Genomic DNA, 6,839 nt, shown 5'->3' on the forward strand with positions numbered 1-6,839 from the left:
ATATAAGAAAACCCGAAAAGAAGGCACTCTCTTCGGGTTTTCGGTCTGTACTGAAATCAAGGTATTATTGGGAATCCCAGCTTAAATCATAGATGCCGTAAGGGATTTTATTCTTTATTTAAAACTTTGCAACAGAACCATTATCTTAATCCCAATTGACATCTCTATAAAAATTTATTTTTTAAACCTTTTTTCTCTCTTTCCTAACTTCATTTGTAATACCATACTTCATTCTATATCTTCTAAACGTCCTTCGATTAATTCCTGTTTGCTGCTCAACTTCTTTATCTGTAGATCCAGCTAAAAATAAATTAAATGCTAACTGAAGTCGCGGATCTTCTTCTCGATACTTTGGTTTTCCACCCTTGTATTTTCCTTTTGCTTTAGCAAGCACAATTCCCTGTTGCTGCGTTTCACGAATATATCGGCGCTCTTCTTCCGCCTGGTACTTATACAGTTCGATAATTAGATTATTGAGTAGGCGACGCAAATTATCATCAGTTATACCTGTTAACGCTGGTAAGTTCAAAACTTCCAGTGTAGCTTTCTTCAACTGAATCAAATTCATCGTTTCTGTTAACTCTTTATTATTTCGTCCAAGACGTTTTAATTCTGTTACAACGACAATGTCACCTTCACGAATAAATTTCATCATTTTTTGAAATCCATCACGATTAGTATCTTTTCCACTTGCCTTATCAGTAAAAATTTTATCACACTCTGATAACAATTCTAATTGTCGATCTAAATTTTGATCTAAGCTACTTACTCGAGCATATCCAATTTTTGCCATAGAAAAATTCTCCTCTAAAATAAAAAAATTACTTTATTTTAAAAATCCTGTTGCCCAACTCTGTTGACCTCTTAGAAATCCAAGTATATCATGAACACACTAAAAGTCCAACAGGGTATACTCTGTTGACCTTTAAAAAAGTAACTTTCTGACCTAATTAATTGAGCTACTAAAAGAGCTATGAAATGAGGAATAAAAAAGAGGGCAAAAACTTTTAAGTTTCTGACCCTTTTGAGTTCTAATTATTTCTTCCAGAAAGAAGAATGTTATCTGCTTTATCTGCAATTGATTCTGTTAGAAGGACTGAAAAGTTTATGCCAGCCCTTTTGCCTAGCTTATCCGCCCATTGAGGAATTGTTAAGGTTTTTCTGACAAGTTCTATGTCTTTCAAATATTTGGCAACATCTACACAGATTAAAAGCATGATTTTGTATCATAGTCTATTATAAGAGATTTAACAACTTTTTATATCACGAATTAATAATGAAATTATCATTGATAGTCTTTATAAATTTAATTGTCCTTTTTCTTTACTGATGTCTTCCCCATCCATAATGTGACAGGTAAAATATATTCCTTTTTTGTTTCTTCTTTATTTATTCGTTTCATCAAAATAGCAACAGCTGTGTCTGCTATATCATTAATTGGTTGTATTACTGTTGTCAGATCTGGTAATATACTCCGAGTCATTAAAGTACCATCATATCCGACTACTAATAAATCAGCTGGTACATTTAACCCCTTTTCTTTTGCTACTTGTAATATTAGGGCCGCATCGATGTCATTTGAAGCAAAAATACCATCTATTTTAGGATAATCCTCAAACATTTGGAAAAAAATCTGTTTTTTCTTTACATAAGAAATATTGAAATCTAATGTCACAGTTCGTGGAATTAACTGATATGCTTTCATAGTATCTTCATAGGCTAGTCTCCGACGATTAGCCGGAGTCTGTAAGTCAATTGGACCGTTTGTATGAATAATATTTTTTGCACCTTGTGCAATTAATAACTTGGTTGCAAGTTTTCCACCATTGTAGTTATCGGATTCAACAACTGGAATATCTTCATTCATCACTCGATCAATTGCAACAATCGGTAAATTCTGATATTTATATTCCTGAATCCCTTGGTTATGTGTACCAACAATTAAACCATCTACTTGATCAGACAATAACTGATTTAAATAATTTGTTTCCTTTTCTTTATTATTCATCGAATTGCCTATTAATACCTTATAACCAATTTCATATAACTTTTTTTCCAATGCCTCAACGAGTTCACTAAAAAAAGGATTGGCTACTGTAGGAAATAGTAACCCGACAATGTTAGTTTTCTTTTGAAATAATTGACGCGCTACAACGTTCGGTTGATAATTGAGTTCTTCTATAGCCTTATAAACATTATCAATCGTTTTTTGACTTAAATAGCCACGATTGTTTAATACACGTGAAACAGTTGTTTTTGATACATTTGCTCTTTTGGCAACATCTTCTAATTTTGGGCGCATTCTCTTGTCTCTCCTAAATAATGCAATAATTAACTATCGAAAAAAAGAACTCTATAGAACTACTATACCTGATAATCGATATTTTTTCTATGTTTTATTCTTGTAATTGATTCAAGCCCAAAGCAAAGTTTCCTAGTGTTGCCGATCCATTATTTTTAATTAAAGGACGCGTAATATATTTACTTAACGGTGGTATTTCCACGTAATCATCCAATAATTCATTAACATTAACACGAATTTTTTCTAACAATTTTTCATTTACTACGCTTCCACCAAATACTATTTTATCCGGTCGTATAATCAATGTTGTTTGAATCACAGCTTGTGCTAGATAATAGGCCATTACATCCCAAATAGGATCCGTTAAAGAAACGTCTTCACCCTTTTTTCCAAAACGTGCTTCAAACGTTGGTCCCGCAACTAAGCCTTCTAAACAATCACCATGATAAGGACAAATTCCTTTAAAATCAATATCATCAGGATGGCGTTTTACAAACGTATGGCCCATTTCTGAATGACCAAACGATCCTAATAGTTTTCCGTCAACAACAGCTCCACCACCAACGCCAGTACCAACGGTGTAATAAACTAATGAATTTATTTTTTCATTCGATAAAGTGGACATGATGTACTCTCCATAAGCTGATCCGTTCACATCCGTTGTCCAAGACATTGGAACATTCAGCTCATCTTGTAAATAACCTAACACATTAACATTTCGCCATCCCACCTTTGGTGTAGACGTAATATATCCTGATTTTGGTGAATTTTTTCGAATTTCTATTGGACCAAATGATGCAATACCTAATGCATTTATATCAAACTGTTTAAAATAGTCAACAGTTTTTTTCAATGTTTCCCTGGGGGTGGTCGTTGGACAAATTATTTGGTCTTGTACTCGGTAATCCTCGTCTCCCACGGCACATACAAATTTAGTCCCACCTGCTTCTATGCTACCAATTAACATCATAAAACCTCCTTACTCGTAAGAAATTGCATCTTTTTTTAGATGATAAATTGTACTCGAGACAAAAGCTTCTTCACTAACACTCAAATGCATACTTGGTTGATTTTCTGTATAATAACGCTCTGTAAAAACAAGCTCGCCATCATTAATAAAAATCTCTGCCGAACTTTTATCGATAAACACTCGAAGTGATAATCTATCACACATCTGAATGGTTCCATACCTTGGATCATTTTTGCCGTTACGAGTTAAGGTACATTCATTTTTATCCTTAGAATAAAAAATATTAATTAACTCTTCATCTTTTGTTTTTAATGAAAATTTGATTTCTTGATTTTTTGATTTAGTCAATAGTACATCAATTAGAGCTTCTTTGAATGAAGCATCTTGAGCGATTATTATTTCTCCTGCCAAATTAACTTTTGTTTCAACGCCGCTGCCAACTCGAAGTTGTTCTAATTCTCTCACAGGTTTCATATACAAATGATCTCCAATTAACTCTAATTCTCGAGGAAGCGTTAATGCTCCTGCCCATCCGTCTACTTTTTCAGGCATAGGGCTTTCCCACATATCCATCCAAGCCATAACAATACGTCTACCATCTGGAGATAAAGTTGTTTGTGTTGCATAGAAATCGTGTCCCTTATCTAATTCATAAAAATTTCCTCTAATGAATTTTGCTGTCTCATAATCATAATCACCGATAAAGTAGCCTGTTTCATATAGATTTAAATAATCTTTTCCATTTGCTTCAATTCCCTGAGGGGATAATAAAAGAATAGATTTTCCATTTAATTCAAAAAAGTCTGGGCATTCCCACATAAATCCTTCTGTAAGTACTTCCTTCGCTTTAGAAATTGGTCCAATGTAATCCCAATTTAATAAATCTAACGACTGATAAACAATAGCACGACCTAATCCATCTTTTTCTTGACTACCCAAAACCATGTAATATTTTTCATCGTGTTTCCATACTTTTGGATCTCTGAAATGATGTGTGTTATCTTCTGGTGCTTTTGCTATTACAGGATTTTTTTCATATTTAGTAAAGTGAATGCCATCCGTACTATACGCCATGTTTTGATTTTGCCAAAAATGATCTGGATCATTGTCTCCATAATAGTGATGTCCTGTATAGAACAGATACAACACACCATTTTTTTCAATAGCGCTTCCTGAAAAACAACCACCTTCATCTTCTTGATCTCCAGGAGTCAAAGCAAGTGGTAAAGATTCCCAATGAACTAAATCCTTACTTCTAGCATGTGCCCAGTGCATTGGTCCCCATTCAGCACTATATGGATGATGTTGATAAAACACATGATAATACCCATCAAAATAGCAAAATCCATTTGGATCATTAATCCATCCTGATGGTGCAGACACATGATATCCCAAACGATAACGTGTATTTGTTAATTCTATAGCTCTTTTTGTCATAATATATTCGCTCACTTTCTAGATAAAATTGTTTTTTATTCTGTTGGTTTCCATTATCCTCGAATAAATGGATCCCCTTGAACATCTCTATCATCTTGTTTAAGAATAAAGAATGCATATATGCCTGCTAGTAATACAATAAGAGAAATAATTTTAAATGTTGGTTGATAGCCAATGTTGTCTCTTAATATTCCCAATGGTGTTGATAAAATCACTTGCCCAATTTGAGCAGCTATCTGAAATCCTATCATATAGAGGGTTGCTGATAGCTTTGTATCAAAATGAAGTGTAAAATAGCGAAACATTGGTAATGTAAATAATGGTACTTCTAAAGCATGCAACATTTTTATGCATGAAACAGATAATGGTGTCGAGGCAAACCCGCACAATCCAATTCGTACACACATAATAGTTACACCTAATAACAAAGTATTTCGAACCCCTAATTTTCTCATAATGATTGGAACAATTCCCATCATTAACGCTTCACAAAATACTTGAATAGCATTCAATGTCCCATATATTTTTTCACCATTAGCTGATGTTGAAAACAAACCAGTATAAAATCCCGGAAACATTTGTTGATCGAATACCGTATAAAATGTCCATGTAAAAACAATAAAGATGATTATCGTCCATAATTGAGGCAGTTTCATTAGATCAAACATTTCTTTTAAAGAAGGAATACTATTTGATTCAGCTTGTTCTTGATTAAAATTTTGATTTGCTTCCCGTTCAACTTTAGGGTTCCAAAATAATAAATTTAACAATAGTAAAGAACCAAAGAAAGATCCCGCCCAAAAGTTTAAATGAGGATTTTTTACAAATAAAAATCCTGCCAAAAGCGCTACCAAGGCATAACCAAATGATCCCCACGCCCTTGCTTGTCCATATTCAAAGCCAAATAAACGACTAAACCTTTCTGACACAGCTTCAAAAACTCCTACAGAAGCTAAATATCCAGCTGACAAAAATAGTGCTCCCATAATAATGCCTAAATTAAAATTGTTATCTAGCAATGGCCCGTATATCCATATAAAAAATGGTCCAACAAGTGTCGCTAATACAGAAGCAAAAATTAATAAATTTCGTTTAATATACAATTTATCTTGTAATGTTCCATAAATAAACATCAAAATTAAGGTAACTAACGAATTTGCCGAGAATACTGTTCCTACAGCACTGCCAGATAACCCTAAACCATTTGATTCAGATGTTAGCCAAAGTTGAAAAAATGACCACCAAACACCCCAAGAAGCAAAAAATAGTAATAATGTAGCTGAACTTTGTAAATAGGATTGATTTTTAAATACGTTAACCTTTGACATATTTTTATCCTCCAACGATATATTTGTATCCCCTTTCATGATAACCGGTTAATATTTTTAGAAAAGGACTTATACTCCTAAAATTATAAAAGGAATCCGCTTGCATGTCAACCGGTTATTCTATTTGGATAATGCCATATAATGTCACAGGATATGACTTTTATTGGTGTGTCACTTTTCTTTTTTAATGACACTATTTTTTATAAATAAATGTCAATCCAGAAAAATCAAACGATTATGACATTAAAAATATATTTTACGAATTTTCTAGTATATAACTTGATTTATCTGTTAAAACTTGTTCAAAAAACTTTTTCTATGATTGGGTTTCGAGGTTCAGATAAGGACGGAATAGCCATTGATAACCCAACTAACGACTTAACTGTTACTTAAAATTATTTAACAGTTTCTCCATTACTTACTCGAGCAGCTTCTAAAACGATACGAGTGACAGGAATGATGATTTTTGATAAAGTTGGCTGGCCTTCTAGATCTTCTCAATCACGGAATTGGACAGAAAAAAGTAATGGTTATTGGTATTATGGAAAATTATATTTAAAAAGTTATAAATCAGCTGGAAATAATTGGATTGCGACTTATTCAGGAACCTTAACTAGAAAGTAGGTATTTTTTATGCCAGAATTTGTGAATACACCATTTTTTATCAAGATAGTGATATTCTAAGTAAAATTAATTTACCGAAAGAAGAATCAGCTTGACATAGAGATAAAGTCCATATAATTGTGTAAAAGATAAAAGGCCATGTAACAGCCCTTTTACGGTACAATGTTTTTAACCACAA

Annotated in this window: 6 protein-coding genes; 1 reads left to right on the forward strand and 5 read right to left on the reverse strand. The window is 33.0% G+C overall.

Features of this window, described 5'->3' with window-relative positions; all coding sequences use genetic code 11:
• Nucleotides 1–181 precede the first annotated feature (181 nt).
• The 5 genes from DVW83_RS13795 to DVW83_RS13820 form a co-directional block, all read right to left on the reverse strand.
• Nucleotides 182–793, reverse strand: coding sequence for a recombinase family protein (locus DVW83_RS13795; protein ID WP_137239562.1), 612 nt, complete (start codon nt 791–793; stop codon nt 182–184).
• A 513-nt stretch (nt 794–1,306) separates the two neighbouring features.
• A complete protein-coding gene (locus DVW83_RS13805) occupies nt 1,307–2,302 on the reverse strand; it encodes a LacI family DNA-binding transcriptional regulator (protein WP_002332663.1) in 996 nt (331 codons plus the stop codon).
• A gap of 94 nt (nt 2,303–2,396) precedes the next feature.
• Nucleotides 2,397–3,269 carry an ROK family protein gene (locus DVW83_RS13810; RefSeq protein WP_020944763.1) on the reverse strand — a complete coding sequence of 291 codons (873 nt, stop codon included), beginning with the start codon at nt 3,267–3,269 and terminating at the stop codon, nt 2,397–2,399.
• A gap of 12 nt (nt 3,270–3,281) precedes the next feature.
• Complete coding sequence (locus DVW83_RS13815; protein WP_002332665.1) at nt 3,282–4,709, reverse strand: glycoside hydrolase family 32 protein; 1,428 nt, start codon at nt 4,707–4,709, stop codon at nt 3,282–3,284.
• A gap of 53 nt (nt 4,710–4,762) precedes the next feature.
• Nucleotides 4,763–6,037, reverse strand: coding sequence for an MFS transporter (locus DVW83_RS13820; RefSeq protein ID WP_137239564.1), 1,275 nt, complete (start codon nt 6,035–6,037; stop codon nt 4,763–4,765).
• A gap of 456 nt (nt 6,038–6,493) precedes the next feature.
• On the opposite strand from DVW83_RS13820, the gene DVW83_RS15715 reads away from it, so the two are divergent.
• Nucleotides 6,494–6,661 carry a hypothetical protein gene (locus DVW83_RS15715; RefSeq protein WP_238699429.1) on the forward strand — a complete coding sequence of 56 codons (168 nt, stop codon included), beginning with the start codon at nt 6,494–6,496 and terminating at the stop codon, nt 6,659–6,661.
• Nucleotides 6,662–6,839 lie beyond the last annotated feature (178 nt).

This window comes from Enterococcus sp. VV15, assembly GCF_005236045.1.
Lineage (GTDB): Bacteria > Bacillota > Bacilli > Lactobacillales > Enterococcaceae > Enterococcus_B > Enterococcus_B durans.